At 33.8% G+C, this 25,044-nt stretch carries 27 protein-coding genes and 2 riboswitches; of the genes, 15 read left to right on the forward strand and 12 right to left on the reverse strand.

What is annotated here, in order from left to right; all coding sequences use genetic code 11:
* Positions 1 to 29 precede the first annotated feature (29 nt).
* The 3 genes from KBW87_RS00400 to KBW87_RS00410 all read left to right on the forward strand — a co-directional run bounded on the left by KBW87_RS00400 (position 30) and on the right by KBW87_RS00410 (position 2,738).
* Positions 30 to 1,271 (forward strand): S1C family serine protease, encoded by a 1,242-nt coding sequence (locus tag KBW87_RS00400; protein ID WP_057809481.1) that lies wholly within the window; start codon positions 30 to 32, stop codon positions 1,269 to 1,271.
* A gap of 482 nt (positions 1,272 to 1,753) precedes the next feature.
* The gene (gene rlmH, locus KBW87_RS00405; RefSeq protein WP_057809479.1) at positions 1,754 to 2,233 is read left to right on the forward strand and encodes a 23S rRNA (pseudouridine(1915)-N(3))-methyltransferase RlmH; all 480 of its coding nucleotides are present in this window, start codon (positions 1,754 to 1,756) and stop codon (positions 2,231 to 2,233) included.
* Positions 2,234 to 2,318: 85 nt separating this feature from the next.
* A complete protein-coding gene (locus KBW87_RS00410; RefSeq protein WP_057809477.1) occupies positions 2,319 to 2,738 on the forward strand; it encodes a hypothetical protein in 420 nt (139 codons plus the stop codon).
* A gap of 35 nt (positions 2,739 to 2,773) precedes the next feature.
* Here KBW87_RS00410 and pepI read toward each other — a convergent pair whose 3' ends face one another.
* From pepI to KBW87_RS00425, 3 genes are read right to left on the reverse strand one after another with little or no spacing between them, the layout of a single operon-like run.
* Complete coding sequence (pepI, locus tag KBW87_RS00415) at positions 2,774 to 3,655, reverse strand: proline iminopeptidase (RefSeq protein ID WP_057809475.1); 882 nt, start codon at positions 3,653 to 3,655, stop codon at positions 2,774 to 2,776.
* A gap of 8 nt (positions 3,656 to 3,663) precedes the next feature.
* Complete coding sequence (locus tag KBW87_RS00420) at positions 3,664 to 4,317, reverse strand: energy-coupling factor transporter transmembrane component T family protein (RefSeq protein WP_057809472.1); 654 nt, start codon at positions 4,315 to 4,317, stop codon at positions 3,664 to 3,666.
* Positions 4,318 to 4,327: 10 nt separating this feature from the next.
* Complete coding sequence (locus KBW87_RS00425; RefSeq protein WP_083478840.1) at positions 4,328 to 5,680, reverse strand: ATP-binding cassette domain-containing protein; 1,353 nt, start codon at positions 5,678 to 5,680, stop codon at positions 4,328 to 4,330.
* Between the two features lie 36 nt (positions 5,681 to 5,716).
* Positions 5,717 to 5,807, reverse strand: a riboswitch (TPP riboswitch).
* Between the two features lie 125 nt (positions 5,808 to 5,932).
* Here KBW87_RS00425 and KBW87_RS00430 point away from each other — a divergent pair.
* The 6 genes from KBW87_RS00430 to KBW87_RS00455 all read left to right on the forward strand — a co-directional run bounded on the left by KBW87_RS00430 (position 5,933) and on the right by KBW87_RS00455 (position 11,745).
* On the forward strand, positions 5,933 to 6,874 hold the full coding sequence (locus KBW87_RS00430; RefSeq protein ID WP_057809471.1) for a helix-turn-helix transcriptional regulator: 942 nt from the start codon (positions 5,933 to 5,935) through the stop codon (positions 6,872 to 6,874).
* A 50-nt stretch (positions 6,875 to 6,924) separates the two neighbouring features.
* The gene (locus KBW87_RS00435; RefSeq protein ID WP_057809468.1) at positions 6,925 to 7,749 is read left to right on the forward strand and encodes a helix-turn-helix domain-containing protein; all 825 of its coding nucleotides are present in this window, start codon (positions 6,925 to 6,927) and stop codon (positions 7,747 to 7,749) included.
* Positions 7,750 to 8,083: 334 nt separating this feature from the next.
* The gene (locus KBW87_RS00440) at positions 8,084 to 9,292 is read left to right on the forward strand and encodes an MFS transporter (RefSeq protein ID WP_057809466.1); all 1,209 of its coding nucleotides are present in this window, start codon (positions 8,084 to 8,086) and stop codon (positions 9,290 to 9,292) included.
* A 2-nt stretch (positions 9,293 to 9,294) separates the two neighbouring features.
* Entirely contained in the window at positions 9,295 to 10,350 is a 1,056-nt protein-coding gene (locus KBW87_RS00445) for an ATP-grasp domain-containing protein (protein WP_057809464.1), read from the forward strand.
* Complete coding sequence (locus KBW87_RS00450) at positions 10,350 to 11,450, forward strand: SagB/ThcOx family dehydrogenase (RefSeq protein ID WP_057809462.1); 1,101 nt, start codon at positions 10,350 to 10,352, stop codon at positions 11,448 to 11,450. The genes KBW87_RS00445 and KBW87_RS00450 overlap by 1 nt, the downstream gene beginning before the upstream one ends.
* Positions 11,443 to 11,745: a thioredoxin domain-containing protein gene (locus KBW87_RS00455; RefSeq protein WP_057809459.1), complete on the forward strand. Its 303-nt coding sequence runs from the start codon at positions 11,443 to 11,445 to the stop codon at positions 11,743 to 11,745. The genes KBW87_RS00450 and KBW87_RS00455 overlap by 8 nt, the downstream gene beginning before the upstream one ends.
* Before the next feature lie 51 nt (positions 11,746 to 11,796).
* On the opposite strand, the gene htpX is transcribed toward KBW87_RS00455, so the two are convergent.
* The 3 genes from htpX to KBW87_RS00470 form a co-directional block, all read right to left on the reverse strand.
* On the reverse strand, positions 11,797 to 12,687 hold the full coding sequence (gene htpX / locus KBW87_RS00460) for a zinc metalloprotease HtpX (RefSeq protein ID WP_057809457.1): 891 nt from the start codon (positions 12,685 to 12,687) through the stop codon (positions 11,797 to 11,799).
* Positions 12,688 to 12,689: 2 nt separating this feature from the next.
* The gene (locus KBW87_RS00465) at positions 12,690 to 13,250 is read right to left on the reverse strand and encodes a LemA family protein (protein ID WP_004039719.1); all 561 of its coding nucleotides are present in this window, start codon (positions 13,248 to 13,250) and stop codon (positions 12,690 to 12,692) included.
* Positions 13,251 to 13,351: 101 nt separating this feature from the next.
* Positions 13,352 to 14,452: an SLC13 family permease gene (locus KBW87_RS00470; protein WP_057809455.1), complete on the reverse strand. Its 1,101-nt coding sequence runs from the start codon at positions 14,450 to 14,452 to the stop codon at positions 13,352 to 13,354.
* Between the two features lie 188 nt (positions 14,453 to 14,640).
* Here KBW87_RS00470 and KBW87_RS00475 point away from each other — a divergent pair, with 188 nt between their 5' ends.
* From KBW87_RS00475 to KBW87_RS00495, 5 genes are all read left to right on the forward strand, one after another.
* Positions 14,641 to 15,033: an iron-sulfur cluster biosynthesis family protein gene (locus KBW87_RS00475; protein ID WP_057809453.1), complete on the forward strand. Its 393-nt coding sequence runs from the start codon at positions 14,641 to 14,643 to the stop codon at positions 15,031 to 15,033.
* A gap of 82 nt (positions 15,034 to 15,115) precedes the next feature.
* Complete coding sequence (locus KBW87_RS00480; protein WP_057809490.1) at positions 15,116 to 16,894, forward strand: glycerophosphoryl diester phosphodiesterase membrane domain-containing protein; 1,779 nt, start codon at positions 15,116 to 15,118, stop codon at positions 16,892 to 16,894.
* Positions 16,895 to 16,970: 76 nt separating this feature from the next.
* Positions 16,971 to 17,111, forward strand: coding sequence for a hypothetical protein (locus KBW87_RS00485; protein ID WP_004039702.1), 141 nt, complete (start codon positions 16,971 to 16,973; stop codon positions 17,109 to 17,111).
* A gap of 164 nt (positions 17,112 to 17,275) precedes the next feature.
* A complete protein-coding gene (locus KBW87_RS00490) occupies positions 17,276 to 17,926 on the forward strand; it encodes a YfbR-like 5'-deoxynucleotidase (RefSeq protein WP_004039700.1) in 651 nt (216 codons plus the stop codon).
* Positions 17,927 to 18,844 (forward strand): HNH endonuclease, encoded by a 918-nt coding sequence (locus KBW87_RS00495; protein WP_057809451.1) that lies wholly within the window; start codon positions 17,927 to 17,929, stop codon positions 18,842 to 18,844.
* 31 nt (positions 18,845 to 18,875) lie between these two features.
* Here the strand turns inward: KBW87_RS00495 and KBW87_RS00500 are convergent, their stop codons facing one another.
* The 4 genes from KBW87_RS00500 to KBW87_RS00515 all read right to left on the reverse strand — a co-directional run bounded on the left by KBW87_RS00500 (position 18,876) and on the right by KBW87_RS00515 (position 23,235).
* Positions 18,876 to 19,838, reverse strand: coding sequence for a DUF805 domain-containing protein (locus KBW87_RS00500; RefSeq protein ID WP_057809449.1), 963 nt, complete (start codon positions 19,836 to 19,838; stop codon positions 18,876 to 18,878).
* Positions 19,839 to 19,916: 78 nt separating this feature from the next.
* On the reverse strand, positions 19,917 to 20,672 hold the full coding sequence (locus KBW87_RS00505; RefSeq protein WP_004039697.1) for an amino acid ABC transporter ATP-binding protein: 756 nt from the start codon (positions 20,670 to 20,672) through the stop codon (positions 19,917 to 19,919).
* Positions 20,672 to 22,279, reverse strand: coding sequence for an ABC transporter substrate-binding protein/permease (locus KBW87_RS00510; RefSeq protein WP_057809447.1), 1,608 nt, complete (start codon positions 22,277 to 22,279; stop codon positions 20,672 to 20,674). The genes KBW87_RS00505 and KBW87_RS00510 overlap by 1 nt, the downstream gene beginning before the upstream one ends.
* A 104-nt stretch (positions 22,280 to 22,383) precedes the next feature.
* A riboswitch (Lysine riboswitch) is annotated at positions 22,384 to 22,559 on the reverse strand.
* Positions 22,560 to 22,605: 46 nt separating this feature from the next.
* Positions 22,606 to 23,235 (reverse strand): DNA-3-methyladenine glycosylase, encoded by a 630-nt coding sequence (locus KBW87_RS00515; RefSeq protein WP_057809445.1) that lies wholly within the window; start codon positions 23,233 to 23,235, stop codon positions 22,606 to 22,608.
* Positions 23,236 to 23,260: 25 nt separating this feature from the next.
* On the opposite strand from KBW87_RS00515, the gene KBW87_RS00520 reads away from it, so the two are divergent.
* A complete protein-coding gene (locus tag KBW87_RS00520) occupies positions 23,261 to 23,626 on the forward strand; it encodes a DUF488 domain-containing protein (RefSeq protein WP_057809444.1) in 366 nt (121 codons plus the stop codon).
* Between the two features lie 75 nt (positions 23,627 to 23,701).
* Here KBW87_RS00520 and KBW87_RS00525 read toward each other — a convergent pair whose 3' ends face one another.
* Together KBW87_RS00525 and KBW87_RS00530 are read right to left on the reverse strand one after the other, a co-directional pair.
* On the reverse strand, positions 23,702 to 24,490 hold the full coding sequence (locus KBW87_RS00525) for a TerC family protein (protein ID WP_057809442.1): 789 nt from the start codon (positions 24,488 to 24,490) through the stop codon (positions 23,702 to 23,704).
* Entirely contained in the window at positions 24,477 to 24,995 is a 519-nt protein-coding gene (locus KBW87_RS00530; RefSeq protein WP_057809440.1) for a methylated-DNA--[protein]-cysteine S-methyltransferase, read from the reverse strand. The genes KBW87_RS00525 and KBW87_RS00530 overlap by 14 nt, the downstream gene beginning before the upstream one ends.
* Positions 24,996 to 25,044 lie beyond the last annotated feature (49 nt).

The following is a 25,044-nucleotide window of genomic DNA, read 5'->3' on the forward strand; positions in this document are numbered from 1 at the left end:
AATATGGAAAACATAAAGGGGTGTATTTTATGGAAAATCAAGATCCAAATAGACAAAATCAAAGACTTAATAAAAATAAGAATGGTAAAGGACTCATGATGAAGACGGCAATTGTTGGGGTTGTCGCCGGATTGATTGGGGGCGGTATTTCTTATGCAGCTCTAGATCAACTCAATAATTCTTCAATGAATAATAACGCAGCGCAAACCAGTATTAGCTCAAACAGCTCGAAAGTTTCAAAGACTAGTGCAAAAACTAGTGGTTCAATGACAGCGGCTTATAACCGTGTTAAAGGGGCTGTGGTTTCTGTTATTAACTTAAAGCGTCAACAATCTTCTAGTTCGACTGATTTCTACAGTATTTTTGGAGGTAGTGACAGCAGTAAGAGTTCTAAGAGCAACAAATTGGAAACTTATAGTGAAGGTTCCGGTGTTGTTTATATGAAGTCAAATGGTAAAGGCTATATTGTTACTAACAATCACGTGGTTTCTGGTAGTGATGCTGTTCAAGTAATGCTTGAAAATGGTAAAACTGTGAATGCTAAGATTGTTGGTAAGGATAGCGCTACTGACTTAGCTGTTCTTTCAATCGATGCTAAATATGTTACTCAAACAGCCGAATTTGGCGATTCTAAGACCTTACAAGCGGGTCAAAGTGTAATTGCAGTTGGTTCACCTCTAGGCAGTGAATACGCTTCTACGGTAACCCAAGGGATTATTTCAGCACCAAGCAGAACAATCACTACTTCTTCTAACCAACAAACTGTAATTCAAACAGATGCGGCAATTAATCCAGGTAACTCAGGTGGTGCTTTAGTTAACTCAGCCGGTCAAGTTATTGGGATTAATTCTATGAAACTTTCTCAATCAACTGATGGTACTTCTGTTGAAGGGATGGGATTTGCCATTCCTTCTAACGAGGTTGTTACTATCGTAAATGAATTGGTTAAGAAGGGGAAGATTACTCGTCCACAACTAGGCGTTCGTGTAATTGCACTTGACGGAGTGCCCGAAGCATATAGAAGCCGAATGAATATTGATTCTAAGTTGAAGAATGGTATCTATATTGCTCAAATTGAGAGTGGTGGTTCAGCTGCTAAAGCAGGCTTGCGTACTAAAGATGTCATTGTGAAAGTTGACAATAAGCCAGTAAGTGATGTGGCATCGTTACACAAGATTTTATACAGCCACAAAGTCGGTGATACTGTTGATGTAACTGTTAACAGAAATGGTAGTGAAAAGACTGTTAAGGTTAAGCTTCAAGGCAATTAATTAACAGATTAATAAATAAGAAATAGCGTTATAATCAGCTTTGGCAAGGTTATAATGCTTTTTCTTAATTTAAAATCTGTGTAACACTAAAATGTTCGGCTTTTGATATGTCAAATTTTAAATAGAACTAATATTTATCTAAAAAATGTGGATAAGCCTGTGGATTGTGGATAAAATATGAAAAATATAATTTTATTCTTTATAAATATTTTTTACTATAGTTGGTTAACAAATAAAATTAATCTCGATAAGTTTAGATATATTAAGTAACTAGAGCTTAATAAAAATATTGTTTGTGAATGATACTTTTCCAGATAATAATGTGTAAAAAGTTGGTAAAAAAATATTTTCTCTACAGTATATATCAATATATTGTAGTGATGAAATGCTTTTATACTATATTTAGACTTTTATCCAAACCACTTGTGGATAAATTCATAACAAAATTGCAGTAATTTAGAAAGATAGTTATAATTAAAAATATGAATATTAAAATAGTATGTGTTGGAAAGCTAAAAGAAAAGTATTTTAAAGATGCAATTGCGGAATATGAGAAAAGACTCAGCCGATTTGCAAAAGTTAAGATTGTTCAAGTACCTGATGAAAAAGCACCCGAAAAGTTAAGTGCGGCCCAAGATGAGCAGGTTAAAGAAATAGAAGGAGAGCGAATTCTTTCTAAGATTAAGGATAAAGAGTATGTTTATGTGACTGCTATCAAAGGAAAACAGAGAAGCAGTGAAGAATTTGCTAAAGAGATTCAAGATTTAGGTACTTATGGTCATTCGGATATTACTTTTGTAATTGGTGGAAGTCTTGGTACTAGTTCAGCAGTAAATAAACGCGCCAATGATTTAATTAGTTTTGGAAAATTAACAATGCCTCACCAATTGATGCGCGTAGTATTAATTGAGCAGATTTATCGGGCATTTATGATTAATTCAGGTAGCCCATATCATAAGTAAAGAACTATATCTTCAATTAGAAGATGTAGTTTTTTGTTATAATTGAAATAAGAGCGAAGGGTTATTTATAAGAAGAGGCTACACTATGGCAGTGATTGTAATTGTAAATGTCATAATCGGATTGATTGTGTCATACTTGTGTGCAAAGGGATTAGGGTTCGGTTTTAGTTTATGGACGATGAGTGTTGATTTTATTGCCTGTGGAATAATTTTAACTTTAAGTTCGATTCCTGTCAGAGATCATTTTAATGAAGCATCGACTTTATTATTTTTGGCTAGTTTAATGGCTGGCGTGGGGATTATCACTTTGATTATTGCGCTTGTAGTAAAAGTGCCGCGGCAATACGACAAATCTGCTTTGAGAGAATTAGGAATTATCTTAGAACTGGCTGGAATTATTGTTTTTGTTACTTTATGGGATCGTCCGATTGAAATAAGGAGTCTTATTATTCCCGAAATTTCGGTATTAGTCGGGTTATGGCTATTAGTAGAAAATCGTAAATGAAAAGACCTCAAACTTGAAAGAGTTTGAGGTTTTTGTTAATCACGTGAATTAAGCCAATTAATAAGTAAATCAACATATTCGTTAGTTTTTTGCACAAAGGGCATGTGACCGCAGTTTTCGAACAACTCCCATTGGCTGTTAGGAAGATTGTCATTCATTGTTTTAGCCACTAAAGGTGTGCATAGATCGTCAGTGCCACTTGTGATCAAGGTTGGAGTTGTGATTTTGGCAAGTGCTTTCGTATATTCATAGTCATGGAGATTTCCTTCAGGCGTGTATTCGTTGGGGCCCCATGCGATATTATAAGCGACTGTACCGCCGATCTTTTTTCTCCGAACAGGTTCGGGAGATTCATTTGTAATTTTAAATACGTGTTGGTCCATGAAGTGTTCGTTTGCTTTAAGATAAGCGCCATCACTAAAATTATGCGTAAGTTCTGCTCGATGAATGGCAGCTTGTTCCTCGATAGGTAAATATTTGATCAAACGGTGTAATTCTTTTGACCAAAGGCTAGCAGAGGAAAGTGTGGAAGAAAGGATCAAGCTTTGAATGCCTTTGGGATGGTAATCGCACATATAGATAATTGCCAACATTCCGCCCCAAGATTGTCCTAAGAGATGAATCTGGTTTAAATGCAGTCGCTGACGTAAATTTTCTAATTCTTTTACCCAAGTTTCTTGAGTGTAGATTTCAGGATGATCATCGGGGATGCTAGAATTGCCACAGCCAAGCTGATCGTACATGATGATTTGCCGATTATCTTTTTCGGCGAGTTCATCTAAAACTTCAAAATAATTATGGCTGGAACCAGGGCCGCCATGAAGTAAAACTACAGGGGGCTTAGAACCACGTTTTCCAACTGTCCGATAATAAGTTTGATAATTTAAAAATGGAATAGTGTTTTCAAAAATTTCCATGAAAAGCCTCACTTGAAACAAAATAGTGAAATGTTTACTAAGATTAAAAGGGTAAAAAAGACAATCCAATCACCTTTCTTGATAGAAATTGCTACAATCGTGGACCTAGTTTGATCCTCTACAAAACCATGTGATTCCATACCTTGTGCTAAATTTTCGGCCGAATTAAGTGCAACTAAGATAGCTTTAAAGTATAATTGCGGAGACCAAAACGACAGATAAACTCCGCGCATCATCGCTGCCGTGCGAATTTGCTTGATAGCGTTTTTCATTTGCGGGATGATACCTAGCGCTGCTAAAACGCCGTATGCAAATTTGCTTGGTAAATGGAGGTTTTGTTCTAAAGAACGAGAAAATTCAACTGCCGTTGTATCGGCTGCAACGCAGGCAATCGTGAGAATGTAGACGTAGACACGACTGGAAAGATCCCACGCATAATAAGGATCCGGCTTAGTAGAAAACCAATACAAGGTAGCAAAAATCGTAAAGGCGGCAATAAATGGAATAGTAATCAATTCAATTATTTTTTTGAAACTAGTTTTTCGAATTAATAAGTAAACTAATGCAAAAGTAATTATCAAAAAATTGGTAATTAAACTAGGTTTGATTGAGATTTCCAGGGAAATAATAAAGGCGAGTAAAAATTCTAAACTAGGATTCATTTTTTATTTTCTATCTTTCTAGATAAGTTAATTGCTTATTTTTAAATTCAAGATGATAATCGCACCAACTAGCAATTTCATCAACTTGATGGCTAATAATTAGGATTGTTTGACCAAGTTCTTTTTGACATTCTTTCATTAAATGGATAACCTTTTTTATCGAGTTAGAATCCAGACCGCTCAAAGGTTCATCTATTAAAAGAACTTCTTGTCCACTCATAAGCATTAATAGAATTTGGAGTTTCTTTTTTTGGCCACCAGAAAGGGTATAAACAACTTGATCTAAGTGGGAATCTAATTCAAGATATTTTAGCCAATCGTTAATTTTTTGAGAAGAAAAGTATTTTTTAGGAAGGTTTTTCTTAGCTAATTCAATTTCTTCTTGAACAGTCACTTTTAAAAATTGATCATCTGCATTTTGAAAAATTTGCCCTACTTGGCGTAAATATTTACGTGAATTGAGCTTCTGCACTTCGCGCTTATGATAACGAATGCTTCCAGTATACGGGAGCATTTTGGATAATGCTTTAAAGAGAGAACTTTTTCCAACACCGTTTGCGCCAGTTAAGAGAGTGACTTTATTGGCAAAGATCTTTAAATATGCTTGATCTAACAGAAGACGATTTTGGCTAATTTGAACATTATTAAATTCAAAAATAGCTTCTTCATTGGGTTTAGGTAAAGAAAATGTATGCGAAGAATTATTTTTCGGAGTGAAGAGCTCCTCAGCTTCAGTCTGAGATAATTCTTTAACTATGCTGTGTTCAAATTTATAAACATAGTCACAAATTCCTCGATAATCGCTTAATACATGATCACTGATCAGGATAGTTTTGCCTTGAGAGGGAAGTTTTTTAAGTTTATTGATTAAAAAGTGGCGACTTTCGGGATCGCAACTAGCAAAGGGTTCATCGAGGATTAAAATATCTACATCCATTGCGATTAAAACTGCTAAAGCGACGCGTTGCTTTTCTCCGCCAGACATCGTAGAAATTTTTTGATCAAGTAGATGATTAATTTGAGTGAAATCTACTGCCATTGCTAAACGCTTTTTATATTCAGGATTTGACAATTGAAGATTTTCTAAAGCAAAGACGATTTCTTCTCGCGGAGTGGGCATCGTAAATTGTTCGCCAGCATTTTGGAACATCATGGCAGTTTTTTGATGATGAAGATCTATTTTTCCACTTAAAATTTTCCCAGCATATTTAGGATAAAGACCTGCAATTAGCTTTAATAGTGTGGATTTCCCACATCCAGTAGGTCCCACGAAAAGTGAGAAACCAGAGGGAAGAGTTAAATTTAAATCTTTAATGATTGGTTTAGTATGATAAGCAAAAGTTAGATTTTTGATTGTGATCATGAATATATTTCCAAAATAAAAAAGCACCTAGAAGGTGCACAAAACATTACATTTTCTCTGCGCTAGAATTACCTAGATTCAGGTTCGATGGGTATTTCTCAGCCAATTAGCACCCCAATTGCTTTTCATTCTACAAGAAAAGCTTTTAAATGTCTATTTTACAATAATGTAAGCTCTTACGTATAATTATATTCGCTTTTGCTTTATAATAGGATTATAGTGTTTTCATTATGTTAATAGGAAGGTGGGCATATGGCAACAGTTGATTTGGATCAATATCTCACCAGCGTTTTAAGAGCCAATAAAGGGAATCAAAGTGAGATCAAATTAAAAGCTGGTAATGAAAATTTTGATCTGTTTACACTCTACCTTGAAAATCATAACTATGGTGTCCATCAATATAAGATGGATGTTTCAACTATCTTGTTTGTGATTAGTGGCCAAATCACAATTAAAAGCGGTCAAAAGATAATTGAGCTTAAAGTTGGAAATGTGCTTCTTCTTACTGAAAATTATCAGTATGAAGTGATGCGTCAAACGCGTGATGCAGTACTAGTTAAATTGAAATTTCAACCAGGCTTTAAGTATAGAAAGTTCTTTAAGGATCTCGCTTCTAAAAGTAAACAGGAAAATACAGTTATTGAACAATTTGTTGATAGTTTGGAAAATGAGCATGTTCTCTGGTTGAAGAATAATGCAATGACACGTCCTACTCAAGTAATGCATCATATCATTGATGGCTATCTTGGAAATGAACTTTTTATTCGAGCATTAATTGGAGCTGAACTGACGGTAATGTTGATTATCTCAATTAGAAATCAAAAGCTTGTTACGCCAGTTAGCCTGGATAAGACTAAATTTGAAAAAGCGACTCTAGATGAGTATATTGATAATCATTTTGTAGATATTACTTTGGCTAAAACTGCGCGCTATTTTGGTTTTAATCCGAATTACTTTTCTAATATGGTTAAGCAAAAGACCGGAAAGAGCTTTGTGGATCATGTTGATGAAAGACGAATGCGTGAAGCTAAGGACTTGTTAGCTCAGCCAGATATTTCCTTGAAGGAGATTATTTCACGAGTAGGATATTCGAGTAAGTCATTCTTCTATAAGAAGTTCAATGAATATTACCACATGACGCCAGCAGTAATGCGAGATGAGCTCTTTGCTCAAGCTAAGATTAATTTGAAATGATAGTAAGTAGTTCAGCATATAGGCTGAACTTTATTTGTTAGGAGGAAAATATGACGATTGGAGAAGCCTTAAAAAAAATAAGAAGTGAGCTCGGATTGACTCAAAAAGAAATGTGTGGGGATATTATGAGTCGATCTTATTATGCACGGGTAGAGAGTGATAAAAGTTATATTAGTGCAAATATGTTAATTCAATTATTACTGATTCATAAAATAGATATGAATCATTTTGAAAAATTAGTAAAAAAAACATACAAACCTATGTATTTAGTTGAAGAAGAAGTATTGGATAAGAAAATAGGATACGCTATTAACATTAGAGATATAAACCGAGCCGAATTTTATTATGATAAAATTTTACAACTTCCAAAGGCAAAATTATTAAAGATTAGGTCTACAGTGATGGTTGCATATTTAAATAATAATTTAAGTAGGATAGATTCTTCCCTTAAGAATGTATTAATGAAAGAGTTTCATAAGACAGAAAAGTGGAGTATGAATATGCAATCATTGAAGTTGTTAGAGAGCACAATGATTTTATGGGAGGAAGAAAGATTAGATTTCTTTATAAATCAATTACTTAGTAATATAAAGAAAAATAATGTAAATATGGATTATTTGTTAAAAATATATTTGAACATATTTAATAATTATTTGTTTATTTATAAAAAAAGACATACAACTTTTGATGATATGGCTCCACAAGTAAAGGATGTTGTAAATTATTTGTGTCAATTACCCTCTATAGAAAAAATGTCTTTATATAAACTTATAGGCAATTATTACAAGGCTTTTTTTAACTATAAGGTTGCAGATAGTAAAGAAATAGAAAAAATAATAAATCAGTGTGGTTATCGTCTCACTTTATTTTATTAATTTTTGTATTATATATAATACAAAATAAGATTTATTTGTAATAGTCTAGTATTATAACCATTAACAAAACATTAAGGAGATGTGATAATTAAATAATATAAAATTTAATAATTAATAAAGCTGTTAGATACTAGACTATTATGAAAAGGAGAATGTCATATGAATAGTACTGAAAAAGAAAAATTAGATGATGTAAAGCAAGCTGAAAAAGTATGGGAAAACTTTAAAGCAGAGTACGAAACAAGAATCCATCATTTTATTGATAAAAAGGATAATTAATTAAAAAAGATAAGTCAAAAGTGACTTATCTTTTTTAATAAAATTAGGAGGTACTATGTACTCAGCAAAAATTAATAGAAGACAATTATTTAAAGTTGGGACAACATCATTTATAAATGCGTTGGGAGCATCAATTTTTGTTTATGCCTTATCTCTTTACCTATTAAAAGTTACGGGTTCCGCTTTTAGTTACGGAATGAGTTTATTTGTAGGCCCTATAATTGGCATCTTGCTATCTCCAATTACAGGGCGAGTAATTGATAGAAGTAATCATAAAAAAGTAGCTATATTTTCGGAAATTGCATTAATAATAGTAATTGTCTTATTTTTAATAGTATTTAATGAATTAAATACAAGATATTTATATGTTGTAGCAGTAATTTTTATAAGTTTTTCTGAAATTTGTGCCCGATTTTTTACCTTGACATATTTATCTTCTACTCCAGAAATGGTTGATGAAAATTACCATCAACGTTTGAATTCCATACAAACAATGAGTAATTCAGTTGCAAGCATTATATCGGCTCCAATTGCTGGTGTTTTAGTAGCAAAAATAGATTTTAATTACATAATTTGTATAGAAATTATTACGGAGCTTTTAACTTTATTAATGGTCTATATTACACCGTTTGGTAATGATTCCTCGAATGTAAAGAGAATTACTAAGTCTACTCAAAAAATAGATTTTTTCAAAAATTATAGAGAAATAGTAATATTTGGTTTTTTTGCTATAATTTCAAATTTTATGAATGCCTTAATGCAAATTGGAGTTCCCTACGTAATAGTGAATAAATTGGATAAATCAACTGAAGTGAGTGGAAATTTACAGGGACTTTTTTCTTGGGGAGTATTTCTAGGAGGAGTCTTTATAACTCTAATTACTTTTAAGAGTCAATTAAAAGTAGTGAAAAAAATATATTTCTTAAATTTTGGAGCGTTAGCTATTTTAGGAATATGTTTAAAATTCTCTTCAATAAATACAATAATTATTTTTGCAATATTTGAATTAGTTTTAGGATTGCTAAATGGATTAGCAGATCCCCCATTCTTTACATATATTCAATCGGTAGTACCTAGAGAAAATTTGGGTCAGGTCAATACATATTTATATACTATAGTCCAATTTCTTACTCCTCTGGGAATACTAACTTATAGCGCTTTGATTGAAATGGTAGATTACAAACTATTGTTTTTTGTAAACGGGTTGGTCGCCTTGATAATGGCATTAATTATATTGGAAGTAGTAAAAGTAGCGAGGGAATAAATATGAAAACACCGTTTTTATATAATGAAAATGATAATGTGTTAAATATAAGTAATAATTCTAAAAATATGGATTATAGATATAATATGCAAAAAATTTTAGGACAAAGTGCATTAAAAGATATCCAGTTTGAACGCAGGATTATAATTTTTACTCGATACGATGATCCTGAAATTGATTACTTAGGTAAGGAATTTTTAAAGAACAAAATAGATTATTTAAGAATAAATATAGAAGACTTATTGAAACATACGGTAATAAATTTAGTTCCAGATTCAAAGTCTGATAGCTTTATTTCACATTATTGTGAAAAAATATCTTTGAATGAAATAGATGCTATTTGGTTTAGACATTTTTCATTACAGTCTTTGCAATTCCCTAAAGATTATGATGAAGTTGCGAAAGAATATGTGGTTGAGCAGTGGAATAGTATATTTGAAAGTTTAAATAACTGGGGAATAAATATAATAAACAAATATAGATCTTGGGAACATTTACCTAAACCAAGACAATTAAAAATTGCAAGTTCAATAGGAATGAAGATTCCAAAGACTAATATAATAAATAAAAAATTTGAAACTAGTAAGGTTCAATTTGTTAAGGCAGTTATGAGTCATAATATAGAAATTACTCCTAATATTATTAATCGGATTTATGGAAAAAAGGTAAAGATAGAAAATATTAATGATGAAGAACTGGAAGTAACTCCATCTATATTTCAAAATTATATACCTAATAATCAGGAAGTCAGAGTGACATTTTTTGGCTCGAATTTTTCAGCGGCAACCTATAAAAATGTAGAAATGGATGATTGGCATAATCAAGGTATATATGGATTTAATATTATTCCATATAATATTCCAAATGAATTGCAAGATTTATTAAATAAATTTATATCTTATACTCGACTTAAAGTAGGTACAATTGACCTTATTAATGAAAATGGAAAATGGTTCTTTTTAGAAGTTAATACAAATGGGGATTGGAGATGGTTGGAAGTACAAAGTAAGCAAAATATTAGTCAAGACTGTATTAGATTTTTGAAGGAGGAAATATGATGTTGTTTCAAATTAATAATGATATAGTTATATTTTTTAAAGATTCTAAGATAATTCTTGACTTATATAAGAGTCATAAACAATTAGCTATTAATAAAAAGTTTTTCAAAGTATTGTTATACTTTAGTTCTCCTAAAGATATTGAAAAACTAAATACTAATGAGCTTGAGGATGAGTCAATAAATTTAGTAAGTGTGACTAAAGAATTTATAAATAAAGGAGTTTTAGTTCCAGTTAACTTTGCCAAAGATGATTACTCTATTGATACATTTAATAAATCAATTCAATATTTTTATTGGGCAAATAAAGAAGATAAAGATGAAAACTATCAATCTACTTATAATGAGTTTTGGGAACTAAATAAAAAAAGATATTTACAGCCTTCAATATATAAAAATTATGCTTCTTCTAAAACTATCAATCTTCCTTTCCCTACAGAATTTTCAAGTGATCTTTTAAAAAGTATAACTAATCGGCAATCAATACGATATACTCTCCACAATAATGATATTTCCTTACAAACTCTATCAAATTTGCTTTATTATTCTAATGGAGAGGCGTCCTATGCATTTGATATGGGAATGGGAGAAGCTATATTTAAATATATTCCAACCCCTGGTGGACGAGCTTCGAGTGAACTATATTTAGTAAATTTTGAAGTAAATAGTATTCCATATGGTATTTTTCATTATTCTGTAAAAAGTAATTCTTTAGAATTAATAAAAAAAGGAAATTTTAGAAAAATAATGTTTAATATTGCTGGGAATCAAGAGCAAGTAAAAACAACAAGTTTAATGTTAATATCTACATCAAGAATAGATAGAATAGCGTGGAAATATCAAGATGCCGCAGGATATAGGGCAATTTATTTAGAAGCAGGTGCTCTAATGCAAAATTTATACCTGCTAGCGTCAGCTTTAGAATTAGGAATAGGAGTAATAGGAACCTTTAAAGATAAAGAAATAGATTCTTACTTAAATTTAGATCCTGATAAAGAAATAGTGACAGCATTATACACGGTAGGAAAAAGAAAGAACTTAACTAGGTTTGATAGACCAACACTTGAAGAATATAGAAAGGCAAATGATCAAAATGGCTAATATGTCACTACTTGAGTTTATAAATAAAAATGATTATTGTATTGTTTTTGTTATAGACAGTAATCATTTTTCAAGCAAATTATTTGAAGAAAGATTATCAAAAATACAAATCGGGGTACAATATTTATTAGTAGAATTAAGTGAAGTAAAATACTTTGCCGAATATTTTAATTTGGTTATCGTTCCAACAACATTATTTTTTAAAAGTGGGAATCTTATAGGCAAATTACAAGGATTAGTAAATAGTGATAATTTAACTGCATCTATAGAATTTTATAGGAAAATTGAAGAATAATAAAAAGCGCCTAAGGATCAATTGGTAATAAAGATCTTTAGGTGCTTTCTATTACATTTTTTCAAGACGTGCAATTCTATCAGCTGTTGGGGGATGCGTATCAAATAAACTTCCGTTATGTTTAAATGGATTTTCAATATACATCCCACTACTTGAACGATCAGCTTGCTTCATTGGCTGACTACCTTCGATTTTTTCTAAAGCAGAAATTAGTCCCTGTGGATTTCTTGTTAATTCTACTGAACTAGCATCAGCTAAGTATTCTCGATTGCGTGAGAGGGCCATTTGAGCTAGTGACGCTGACAATGGTCCTAAAATCAAGACGAATAAGATTGCGACTACTCTAATAATCATTGCAAAAGCGTTGTTGTCTTCTTCGTCATCATTGCGGCTTCGACTGCCACCCCACCAAATCCACCGACTAGCCATTCCTGAAATAAAAGAAATGACTCCGACCAACACTACAGCAATTGTTGAAATGCGAATATCATAGTTTCTTATATGTGAAATTTCGTGTCCTAAAACACCCTCTAGCTCTTCACGATTCATCATATTCAACAGGCCGCTTGTAACGGCCACAGCGCTATGATCTGGGTCTCTTCCAGTCGCAAAAGCATTAGGACTAGGATCATCAATAATAAACACTCTAGGCATTGGAACGCGTCCTACCATCGCCATATCTTCGACAATATGCCATAACTCTGGATTGTCTTGTTCATGGATCTCTTGGGCATGATTTAAACTCATCACCATATTGGCAGGATTTTGCATAACAATGAATAAATAGATAAGGCTTCCTAAAAAGGCAATAATAATTCCCCCATAGGGAGAATTACTAAACATATAACCTAGTCCAGCCCCAACTAAGGTTAAAATTATCACAAAAAGAACCATAATAATCGCAGTTTTACGCTTATTACGTGCAATTTGTTGGTATAACATCTTTAAAACTTAACCTTTGGCACTTCTTTTTCTTCTTGAGGTGTTTCAAGGTAATCAACTTTCTTGAAACCGTGAATTTTAGCCACGATATTAGATGGAAAAGTTAAAAGACGTTGGTCGTATTGAGCAGCACTTGAATTGTAAAGCTGACGTGAATATGCAATCTTGTTTTCGGTGTTGGTTAATTCTTCTTGAAGTTTCAAGAAGTTTTCGTTAGCCTTCAAATCAGGATAGTTTTCTGATAAGGCAAAAATAGTTTTAAGTGAATCGGTAATTTCGTTAGAAACCTTCAAAGTTTCCTCATGATTATCCGCAGGAATTTGAGTTAATTGGTTTCTTAATTGAACAACCTTTTCAAAAGTTTCACTTTCATGTTTGGCATAGCCTTTAACGGTTTCTACTAAGTTAGGAATTAAATCGTTACGGCGTTTTAATTGAACGTCGATTTGGCTCCAACTTTCTTCAGTGTAGATTTTAGCTCTTTGCAAACCGTTGTAAGCTGTAATATAAATTGCAATCACTAAGACTACAATAATTAAAATTATCCATAATAATGGTGACATTGCATTCCCTCCGTTACGGTAAAAGTATTATTTAGATTTTACTAATTTTAGAAATTTTCCGCAATCAAAAAAGATGCTAAAATCAGCATCTTTAGTGAAAATTAGATTTTAAGAAGTAGCCAACCAACAGCAGTTAGGATAATCAATCCAACGAATTGCATCACAATCCATTCCTTGAAGAATTTTCCTTTGCTTACACTAGCGTGTTGGTTGAAAGTTTTCAAAACTAGCATGTTAGCCATTGAGCCGATTGGAGAACCAAAACCACCGATGTTTGATCCTAAGAATAAAGCTTCAACATATGTAGTAAACTTACCAACTAAAATAGTTGAAGGAACGTTACTCATAATTTGACTGGAAAGAATAGAAGCAAAGTAAGTTGAAGTTTCTGAATGAACCATCATATGAATTGCTCCTACAATTGCTGGAATTTGCTGAATATCACTGATGAAAATAAAGAATCCAGTGAAAGTTAATAGCAATGCGTAGTCAATTTTAAGCATGATGCGTGGATTAATAAGGAGGGCCAAAAGAATAGAAATAAGCATTGGCCATACAATGTTAACGATTCTGAACACACCAAAAAAGAAAAAGATGAATACAGCAGTAGTAATTAAAGTTGGACGCCAGCTAATCTTAATGCTTTCAGTTTTTTGGACAGGGATCTTTTCTTTGGGGATAAAGACAAAGACGATACCCAGAATGATTAGTGACGCAACTAAATAAGGAACAGACCATGCAAAAAATTGCACAGCGTTAACATCGTATCTACTTACCAGGAAAATGTTGTGAGGATTTCCCCACGGAGTAAAGGCAGCCCCAATGTTGGCTCCCATTCCAATTAAAGTAACTGGTAAAATCTGCGGTAATTTATATTTTTTTGCAATGTTTAAATATAACGGAATTAAAGTTAAGGCTGTAATGTCATTGCCTAGGAACATCCCTGAAATTACTGCCAAAAGAGTAAACAACATGTTTAGCTTTCGAGTATTATCAGCGATACTAGTGAGTTTATAGGCAAGTACATCAAGCACATGCAAATAAGCATAGATTTGAATAATCGTCAGCATTGCAGCAACTGAATATAAAGTATGAAAGTTAATATCTTCAAATCTTGGTCGCGCAAAAAAAAGGCTGACGACTGTTATCAGTACGGTAATTTGTAAAATTCTGTCTTTAGCAATATTCTTTAAGACGGTCATAAAAGGTCCCCCTCACGTATTACAATCGTCCAAAAACTCTATTTACCATTTTGAGCCTTTTTAGCGGTGCTTGCAATAATAAATTTTAGAAAAAGTAAATAGTTTGGTATTTTGAGCAGATAAATTGTGCAAATGAGGGTTAGTTGGTATATTTTTCCTAAGATGTTTAATTAAGAAGGGGTAAAATTATGGATTTAAAAATGAACATTAAAGATGATGCTGCAGAAATCATCAAAAAGCATGTTAAAGATGGTCAAGTTGTTCTCTTGGCTTTGAATGATGGTTCTACTAAATACTCAAAGCAAGGTGGGACTTGTACGATTGGAGCAAATTTTGAGTTTGTAGTGTTAGACAAAAAAGATCCAGATTATGATATTAAAATTGAAAATAATGCTGGTCTTGATCTTTACACTGCTAAAGCAGAAACAGGATTTTTAGAAGATAATTTAGTAGTAAATGCTAGAAATGCCACCTTAAGCTTGTCTGATGACAGTGGAATTATTGATGGGGCAGTTGGAGTAGTTAACTTCAAGCCATCTGAAATCACAGAAAAGGATATGCAAGAAGGCAAAACTTGCTAAAATCGAATCTAAGCGTACTTCTTTGAAGTGCGCTTTTTTTGTAAAATAAGGAAGGTGAATTTTGAAGGCGAGGAAGATTGAAGTGAAAAGCGCATTTGAAGATATTAGAGTGTATACTAGCGAATTTAAGAAGCATTTATTGCAGTATATACTACTGTTTTTAAGTTTGGATTTAATTAGTCAATTTATTGTGATTCCGCTATTTCGATATGTGACAACTTTTGTACTGCAAGCTGGGGCAATTCCCTTTGTTTCTTATCAAAACGTGATCACAATTATTACCACTCATACCTCAATTTTTATAATTTTAATCATTGAGCTTATCTTATTGATGCTGATAGTGTATAGTGAATTCGCCTTTTTATTGATTGGTGTAAAAAATATAAAAAAGGCTACATTTACATTACCTAGTGTCTTTAAAGAAACTTTTATCAGCTTAAAAACTCTACGAGTTAGTTCTCTACTTCTTTTAATTGCCTACTTTATATTTATTATTCCTTTTGCCGATATTATATTTAGAACGCCACTTTTATCTAAAATTCGAATTCCAGATTTTATCTTAGATTATATGACTAAAAATTGGATTTTAGCTTTAATTTTAATTTTGTTTTACTTAGTAATCGGAGTCTTGGGATTGCGATTAATTTTAACTTTGCCTTTGATGATTTTTAAGCAACAGAAAACATGGCCAGCAATGAAGCAAAGTTGGAAATTAACTGGTAAATTATGGCGTCCTTTACTAATTCGTTTAGGAGAATTAACCTTACTGGCTGCGATTATACTGCTGGGTTTTTATTGTAGTTTTTATTTATTGCAGCTTGCGTGTGACATATTTCCTAGGAAATTATCTTTTATAATAGCTGTTGTTAACTTAACGATAATTCAGATTATCAGTGAAGTGGTGTTGATATGGTCATCGGTTATTGCAATTTGTTTTTTGTTTAAGCCAATTGGAATTCAAGAAAAATCCAGTCACACGCAAACTAATAAAGCTATTATTAGTTTAAGTAGTATAATGATCGCTGTTTTAGTGATGGGTGCTGCAATAAGCAATATTTTATATTTAGGAACAAATTTTTCAGCACCATTGATTATTTCTCATCGAGGGGTAAGTAAAGAAAACGGAGTCCAAAATACTATCCCTGCTTTAAAGAAAACAGTTCGACTAAAACCTGATTATGTGGAAATTGATTTGCATGAGACTAAAGATAAGCAATTTGTAGTCATGCATGATGAAAATTTGAAGAAGCTTACAGGCGTAGATAAAAAGCCAAATGAGTTAACTTTGAAAGAGCTGACTCATTTAACTGCTAAAGAAAATGGGTCCAAAGGAAAAGTTGCAAGCTTTGATCAATATTTGAAAGTTGCCAAAAAGCTACATCAAAAACTATTGATTGAAATTAAGACCACTCCTCAAGATTCAAAAAAGATGCTTGAATACTTTAATCGAAAATATGGAAAATTAATTATTGAAAAGCATTATCAAGTTCAATCGTTAGATTATGGGGTAGTTGAAAATTTGCATCGAATCAACCCAAAATTGCCAGTTTTGTATATTCAACCTTATAATTTCACTTATCCTGAAAGTGTCGCAAAAGGCTATTCAATGGAATACTCAACTTTGGATTCAGATTTTATTTGGCAAGCTCATCTGAATCATCATCCGGTGTATGCTTGGACAGTTAATCAGTCGGGGTTGATAAAAAGGTTGATGTATGACCACGTTGATGGCATAATCACCGATGATGTGCCCGAAGTTAAAAAGGCAATAAAGGATTTCAAGAATAATTCTAGCTATGCTAATAAGATTTTGAACTATACTATTATTCTACCGGGGATGCTTGAAAATATGAGGGTTTAGAACTGGACTTGATTTCGTAAAGGGTAAATGGTAAACTAAACTAGATTTTCGAAAATCTGAAAGGAAGTATAGTACTATGCGTAAAGGTGAAAATTACAACACTGGTTGTGAACCAAACCAAAGACCTAAGAACAAGAGAAATGCTAAGAAGCGTGTTGCTCACGTAGCAGCTGTTGTAGAATTTCTTAACAAGGCCGCAAAAGACGAAAACAAGTAGTCTTTGAATTATAGAAACTGAAAGCTAGGGCGTTTTGCTCTGGCTTTTTTGCTTGCAATCATAATCCCCCTAGCTGGTAGAATGTAAATAGAGAAGTCTTGCATAACTTTTTGAATTTTGATAACATAGTAAAAATTTTAGACATTTTACTAAGGGGGATAATTATGGGATTAAATGCTTATATTCAAGGATTCAATAGTTTAGAGTCAATCGATCGTGCACCGGGCTACTTTAAATATCAACACCATTCAGTGGCTGATCACTCATATAGAACCGCTGAATTGGCTCAAATGATGGGAGATATCGAAGAAGTTGTAGGAAAACAAAAGGTTAATTGGAAAGCTTTATACGAAAAGAGCTTGAACCATGACTATACCGAGCGTTTTATCGGTGATATTAAAACTCCCGTTAAGTATGCCACACCTCAATTGCGAAAGATGATTGGTGAAGTGGAGGAAAAGATGACCCAAAAGTTTATCAAAGAGGAAATCCCCAAAGAATTCCAAGCTATCTATACTAAGCGACTTTCTGAAGCTAAAGATGATACTTTGGAAGGAAAGATTTTATCAATTTGCGATAAATTGGATCTACTCTATGAAGCCTATGGTGAAATTGAACTAGGTAATCCTAATCCGGTCTTTATGCAAATGTTTAAGGAAAGTTTGGAAACTATTAAAAAGTATGATGATATGGTATGCGTGCAATACTTTATCAAGCATATTTTGCCAGATTTGTTTAAGGGGGATTTTGCTGGAAAAGACAAGATGCAGCGAATTGCCTTTAGTATTTTGTTGATGGGGGATGCGGATAAATAAGTGAAATTTCAATGTAGTTCATGTGGATTGCGGATTGATTCCCTTCATTTTAAACAAGAAGGTCTAATTAATCCTAAATTGACGAGCATTTGTGATATTTGTTTACAAATGGGGAAAAATGCTGAGGATTATGCTAATTCGACTGTGAAAACTTTTGCCCAAGCTCTTTTGTATACCTATGTTGGAAACAATAATGACGGTGATAGTGAAGATCATTTAGTAAATACGAAGCAACTACGCAAGCGTTATGAAGCCTTTATTCAGGATTATGATGGTAATCGCTTGGCACTCCAGCAGTTGCCACGTAAAGAATTTAATGATGCTGTGATCAAGAGCGAATTAGGTAAAATTGATTATATTCCAGATCAGGGGCGTGATTTTGCCTATAATTTAGAAAAATTAGGTCTTACAGTAAACTTTCAACTGAATGAGGTTGATTATATTGATCGGGAGCGCATTCGGGCTAAGTATCATTATCGCTGTCAGTATTGCGGTCGCAAGGGAACCAGTGTCGATCACAAGGACCCGGTTTCTTTGTCGCATAATAATGATTTAGATAATTTAACCTTGTCATGTAGTGAATGTAATCGAATTAAATCTGACATGCCATATAAACTTTTTAAACAGCTTAACGATCAGATTGTAGATGTGAATAAAAAGCTGGTTCGCTATGAAAATAGCATTGGTAGTTTGAAGGAAGAATTTGAAAATCGTCGTCGTCAATTAGCTGCTAAGGCTCATCTTAAAGGAGTTATCAATGATCCTGAGTTAAATGCGATGAGAAAGCAAAATAAGAAGCTACAAGATGCAATTGACAGTCTTGAGAGCGATTATGACTCTTTAAGAAAAACGCGTGAGAATCACTTTAATACGGGTTGGAAACTATATCAGCTAAATCAAAGAAAAGATGTCATTTAAAAAACCTCGAGCAAACGCTCGAGGTTTTTAGTTATTTGATTTTATCTGTTTCTTCAAATAAGTAAGTATTCCATTTTACTTCTTTTTCGACTGTTGGATGGAACAGAAGGAGAGGTAACAAAATTGAACCAATGTATGGAATTACGCCGATCCACCACCACCAACCGATAAAGTCGGCATCATGCAAACGACGGACTGTATGACCAATTTGCGCAATTGTAGCCCAAATCCAAAAAGCGGCTAAGACGATTAGAGAGATAATGCTAAAGGTTAAAAGAAACGGATTATTGTTAAATATTTCAGTAAATGGCGCTCCTAAGAAAAACATGAACGCAACAAAGTAGTAAACTATGAAGCCAATTATTGAGATAACTACATTAACGGCGCTTCCAACCCAATATGAAGTTCTAGTGGATCTGGCATTCCATTTGAAGCAATCAAAAAAGTGCTCTTTTAGAATTTGACCGATTGTAGGAACTGGTATATTGGAACGATCCATTTCAGGATTGTAAACTTGGTCATAATAATTATTGCTTGGGGAATTTGAATTATAGAAAAGATAATTTCCCCATTTTACAGGCCTTTGAACTGATGGTTGAATCATCAAGTAAAAGTTTACAAATAAAGCACCATAAGGCACGATTGTTGCCCAATACCAATACCCGCTGTAGTTGACATCATGCAAACGACGAATTCGTTGTCCCAATCCAGCCAAAAAGATCCAAATTAAAACGACTACACTTACAACTAAATCGATCCATTTTAGCCCTAAGTTAATATGAGTGTTTAAGGCGTAGCTGGTAATTCCAGTTACTAAACAAGCTAAAATTGCGTTGATTAAAAAGCTGATCCAATAAGATTTTCTAGTTGTGCGCCCCTTCCAGTTAAAAGGCTGCAAGTATGTTTCATTTAGAATTTGACCAAGACTCTCGTGAGGTGGTCTAGCTAAATCTTCGTCATATGGTTTGACGAAGTAGTAATTTTGATTTGTCATCCTAATTCCTCCCACTTTGATTTGCTTCATTGTACCAAAAAACACTCAAAAGCTACAGCTTCTAAGTGTTTTATTATTTTAGAAATCCATCTTTCTAAAATTTCTTAGGAATTTTTGTGTCTTGGCGTTTTGAGGATTATCAAAGAGATCCTTTGGATGGCCTTGTTCAGTAATCACGCCGTCGCTAATAAACAAAACGTTATCAGAAATACTCTTTGCAAAGCCCATTTCGTGCGTAACGATGACCATCGTTAATCCAGTAGTAGCCAACTTTTGCATAACATCAAGTACTTCACCAACCATTTCAGGGTCAAGGGCACTTGTTGGTTCGTCGAAGAGAAGTACCTCAGGATCCATTGAAATTGCCCGGGCAATAGCCACACGCTGTTGTTGACCACCAGATAATTGGCTTGGTTTTGCATTAACAAATGGTTCCATACCAACCTTTTTGAGGTTTTCAAGAGCAATCTTCTTAGCTTCTTCTTTTGAACGCTTAAGTACTAATTGTTGTCCAATCATACAATTTTGTAAAACGTTCTTGTTTTCAAATAAGTCAAATTGCTGGAAAACCATGCCGACCTTAGAACGAAATTCATTACGATTGTATCCAGGATGAAGGATGTTTTCACCGTGAAAATCAATTTCGCCACCAGTTGGTTCTTCAAGCAAATTAATGCAACGTAAGGTGGTTGATTTACCACCACCAGAAGGACCAATAATCGTTACGATTTCACCTTTATTAATATCAACTGAAATGTCGCGCAAAACTTGGTGATCACCGTAGGATTTTTGCATATGCTTTAAACTTAAGATGGTTTGCTTGCTTTCAGTCATTAGTTATTTGCCTCCGTATCCTTAGGTGTACCAACTTGAACTTGGTTGGCCATTAAGTTGTAGTTCTTGTTGCCTTCAAGCTTCTTTTCAATCAAGTTGAAAATACGAGTAATGGTGAAGGTCAAGATTAAGTAAATTACAGAAATAGTTAAGTATGTTGGGAAGAATTGGAAAGTTTGACTCGCAATTGTAGTACCAACAAAGAACAATTCAGATACTGAAATAATACTCAATACTGAAGTATCCTTAATGTTTACGATAAATTCGTTAGTAATTGATGGTAAACAGTTCTTGATAGCTTGAGGTAAAATGATGTGCCACATTCTTTGGTTATGAGTCATCCCCAGTGCACTAGCGGCTTCGAATTGTCCTTCAGGTGTAGAAATAATGCCACCACGAATAACTTCGGCAAGGTAAGCACCGGTATTAATTGAAACAATAATTAAAGCGGCAACCGTACGGTTCAAGTTTAAGTGCCAGAATTGAGCAATACCATAGTAGATCACGGCTGCTTGAACCATCATAGGAGTACCACGGAAAATTTCTACGTAAACTGATAATAACCACTTAACAAAGTTTAAAGCCCAACGCTTGCCACGAGTGGTAGGGGTTGGAATAGTACGAACGATACCCACGAGCAAACCAATGAAGAAACCAACGATAGTACCAACTAAAGCTAAAAGTAAAGTCATGCCGATACCGCTAAGAATCATATGACCATATTGCTTCCAAGTTGAAACAAGCCAGTTTTCTTTCTTAGCACTATTACCAGCCTTTGGTTGCTCTCTGATGGCCTTAGACATCAATTGATCGCGTTCTTTAGTAGGGATGCTTCTTAAAGTCGCATTAACTTCATTTAAAAGTTTAGTGTTGCCTTTTTTAACACCGATACTAGTTACAGAATCATCGTGATCTACATGAAAACCAGCCATCTTGTTTAAGTTAACGGCAACGATGTTAGGGTTAACATTGTGGTAACTTTCAAATTCGATGTCTTCAGCAACGTAACCATCAATAGTGCCAGAAGCTAAACTTTGTCTCATAGCTGAGAAGTCACGCATTGCTGGTTCTCTCTTAGCACCCTTTAATTGCTTGATTAAGTCATAGTGCAAAGTCCCTTGTTGAGCAGTTAACTTAGCACCCTTAAAATCGCTTAATTTCTTTGCAGCAGCGTACTTGTTGTCTTTGTTCATGATAACAACAAAAGTACTTTTTCTGTATGGTTCAGAAAAGTTAATCGCTTTTCTTCTGGCTGCAGTTGGACTCATACCAGCAATAATCAAATCGATCTTGCCAGAAGTTAATGCTGGAAGTAAACCGTCCCATTCAGTTTTTTCTACAACAACTTTACGGTGTAATCTTTTACCGATTCTCTTAGCAATTTCAACATCATAACCATTTGCATAAGAGTGAGAACCTTCAATTGGAACCGCACCATTTGCACTAGTAGTTTGAGTCCAATTGTATGGCGGATAGTTGGCTTCCATACCAATCTTTAAAGGCTCAGACGTACTTTTTGCTTGAACCTTAGAATTGGTAGAAATTCCAATAATTAAACTAAGCACAACTGCCATTATTGCAGCTAGCCATCTACATTTTGACTTCACAGAAAAAAACCTCCAAATAATTATTCAAGTAAAGCCAATACAATAAAAAGCGTAAATAAAAACCTCGCATATGCAGCGAGGTCGTAATCATCAGTAATTAAACCAAATCTTATAGCGCTCCTCGGGGACGAACCGAGACAGTCTGCAGGATCTTCTCCTGCAACCCAACAAACTTAACTCGCGAAAGATAAACTCGTTTCGGCGGCAATCCTTCAAATATTGATCATTATATTCGCGTATTCACAATATCCTTGTGCTTGTCGCAACCTCTATTGCATTGGAAAATATTTAACTGTTACACAGCTTAAAGGGAAAAGGGCTATTTGTCAAGCCCAACCGTTGTTTTGAGCAAAATCACGTTTTTTCATTTTAGAAACATAGGGATTACCTTTAACATAATAACGGAGTGGCTTATTGGCCCAAAGCGGATCGCTTTGGTTAATCCCAACGCGACTTGAAGCAACAATTTTCTGGGGAATTCTTTTACTTTTATCATCAAGATCAATCTCAAAAGGAGAGTCTGTAAGAAAATGAAGATCCCATTTTCGACTAGTAATTCCTAGAGCTTGCATCATTTTACCGGGACCGTTAGTTAAAAGGGGGCCGGTTTTACCGTTGCGGTTTTTAATCATGGTGTCAATTCCCCAAACTGGTTCAATAGCACGAATGAGCACTCCCTGAGGCTCATCTTTTTCTTGACACGCAACATCAAAGAAAAAATATTGACGCTGAGAATAAATATATAAAGTGCCACCCGCACCATAAAGGCCTTCATTTGCTTGGCTGCGCCGACCGTTGTAAGAATGGGCTGCACGATCCCGTTTTCCCATGTAGGCTTCGGCTTCAACGATGTAGCCACCCAGTTTTTCACCATTATTAAAATAAAGCGGACGTCCAATCAAATCTTTAGCAATTTTATCGGTTGGTTGAGTAGTAAAATAAGTTTTGTAATCCATGTTTTTCCTTTCAAGAGGTAGAAAAATGTCTGAAATTAAATTAGTTAGAATCTATGACCATGAGCAGCCAACGGGCTACCGCATTTTAATTGATCGAATGTGGCCTCGCGGAGTAAGTAAGGTTAAAGCCCATTTGAATGAATGGGATAAGGAAATCGGGCCTACTAATGAATTGCGGAAGTGGTTCAATCATGAGGATGAGAAATTTCCAGAATTCAAGCAAAAATACATTGAAGAGCTTAACCACAATCAGTTTACACCTGAATTTGTGGAAAATGTAAAATCACAACTTGCTACAGAAGATGTGTTGTTTTTGTATGGCGCAAAAAATCGGAAGCACAATCAAGCAGTTGTTTTGAAAGAATATGTAGAGAAAAAACTTAAAATTTGATTCAAAATCAAGAAAATTATCCTTGGAGAATAAAAAAGCCTCATCTTGACAATAATTCAAGGTGGGACTTTTTCTTTATAGATGTTTTTGACCGTGCTTTTTAACGCGAACAAAGTGGAAAGCAATCGTTAAACCTAAAACCGAGAAAACAATTGCTGCAAAAGCAGCATTAGGAATTTCAATATTGAATGGTGGAAGTTCCAAGAGCAGTTTCAAAGCGATAATTCCAATTAAAACATACGCCATAGGTTGCAATTCCGGAATAATATCCATCAGTTTGATGATAATTTCGGCCACACCTCTCATGCACAAAATTCCAATCATTCCTCCGATTAAAACAACAACTGGATTATCTGAAACAGCTAATGCTGCTAAAACTGAGTCAATTGAAAAAACAATATCCATGGCTTCGATGGAGACAACTGTGCGCCAAAATAAAGAAAGTACGTGCTTTTTTGGCTTTTTATTTTTGTGATGGGCAGCTCTTTCAGCTTTCTTTTCTTTTTCATGTTCTGCAGCTTGTTGAGGATGGCGCTGATCGTAGAAAAATTTAATACATAGATAAAATAGATAGATGCTTCCCAGTAATTTGATTTCCCAAAAATTGATTAAATAAGTTCCAATTCCAATGACGATGAAACGAAACAAATAAGCACCCCATAGTCCATAAACTAAAGATTTACGTTGTTCTGATTTATTAGGAAGTACTTGAGTCTGCGCAGCCAACACCACCGCATTGTCGACTGACAATAAGCATTCCATTAAAATAAGGGTAAGAATGATTACCCAGTCGTTACTGCTAGTTAAAACATGTAGCCAATTATTTCCATCAAAAAAAGGTGCGTACATTTTAAGAATGTTCACGTAAATAGCTCTTTTCTAAATTGATTAAACGAATCTTTTCCTTTGGTCCTAAACGATATCCACCTGGTTTACCGTTTGACATAATTATTCTATGACAAGGAATAAAAATCAAGACAGGATTAAGAGCCACGGCGTGGGCCACGGCACGAACTGACCGAGCATTTTCTAGAGAAGTCGCAATATCCCCATAGCTTACTGTAGTGCCATAGGGCACTTTTTTAACAACTTCTAAAACGTTTCTTTGAAAGGCTGTCCCGAATTCTGAAATATCAATGGGTACGTCAAATTTTCGCCTTTTCCCTGCAAAATATTCTTTTAATTCTTTAACATAAGGTTCCAGTCTTTTAGGATCATGAATAAGCATTTTATTCGGATAAAAGCCAAATATAGGGGTAGAATTATCTTGACTTTTTAATCCTAAATAAGCTATTCCTAAATTGGTAGCAGCTAAAAAATATTCTTGATCATTAATAGTAGTAGTATCATAGTAAAAAACTTCTGTCATGTTATTTCACCACCTGAGTATAAAAGGCCATCATAAAAACTTATGTAAA

The sequence above is a fragment of the Lactobacillus intestinalis genome (genome assembly GCF_024397795.1).
GTDB lineage: Bacteria > Bacillota > Bacilli > Lactobacillales > Lactobacillaceae > Lactobacillus > Lactobacillus intestinalis.